1 protein-coding gene is annotated in these 840 nt (G+C 34.3%); it reads left to right on the forward strand.

The genetic code is table 11. The annotated features are described in order from the left end of the window. Nucleotides 1-41: 41 nt before the first annotated feature. Nucleotides 42-767, forward strand: a complete 726-nt coding sequence (locus ACFIJ7_RS09675) for a type IV secretion system protein (RefSeq protein ID WP_375645206.1) — start codon at nt 42-44, stop codon at nt 765-767. Nucleotides 768-840: the final 73 nt, after the last annotated feature.

Consider the following 840-nt stretch of genomic DNA (forward strand, 5'->3'; position numbering starts at 1 on the left):
ATTAATAAAACAATCCCTGACGAAATCAAGCGAGCAAGTATATGAGAAAGATTCTTATTATAACAGGAATGATTACCATTTGGGGAATGCTGAATCTAGCTCCAGCATATGCAAATGACGCAAGTATAAGCGTATCTTTCGCCTCCTCATCACCAGCTGCTTCACCAGCAGAATATCTGGAGCTTATTAATCTATTAAAAAAAGGGGAAATTATTGAGCTCTTAAAAAAACAGCTTGAGTTGAAAAAAGAACAACTTTCGCAAACAGAAAAAAACTATCAAGCTATAACAAAGAGTCAGAAAACTGCACCTCAGAAAATAGACTTTTCTAGTTTTTTTCTCAAAGAACCAGAATCGCTCTATAAGAAAGATGAGCTTTCAAGGGAATCATATCAAAAGGTATTGAAGGACGAAGACAAAATTTCTGAGCCTTTTAATCGAATGGGCAAGTTGCTTTTTGAGCGTTTAGAATTTTTTTCGCTACTAAATAAAGCTATAACTTTGAAAAGTTTTGAAAAAGTAGAAAATCGTTTTAAATACCTCAAAAGCCTATTTGATGCTCTTCAAACAAAAGAAAACCTGAAAGATATTGCAGATCTTCAAGCACATATCGATGGTTCATTAGCCATGATCCAAAATGAATCTATAACGATACAAACGATAACGCATTTACGTAAGGCTGAGCAATCACTTATCAAAAGGAAAAGACGCGAACTTGATATGAAAATTTTTGACCATGAAAAAAAAGGGATGCCTACCATACGATAAAAACAAAAGCCAATGTAGAAGGTTCAGTACTATCCGAACAATTCAGAGAGGCACAAAGATTTTATCAAAGCCA

The sequence above is a fragment of the Bartonella sp. MR100HLJHH genome, assembly GCF_042194215.1.
Taxonomy (GTDB): domain Bacteria; phylum Pseudomonadota; class Alphaproteobacteria; order Rhizobiales; family Rhizobiaceae; genus Bartonella; species Bartonella grahamii.

Bases quoted from the DNA above. Each gene is read 5' to 3' on its own strand.
- ACFIJ7_RS09675 (WP_375645206.1), top strand. From the start codon at position 42: ATGAGAAAGATTCTTATTATAACAGGAATGATTACCATTTGGGGAATG.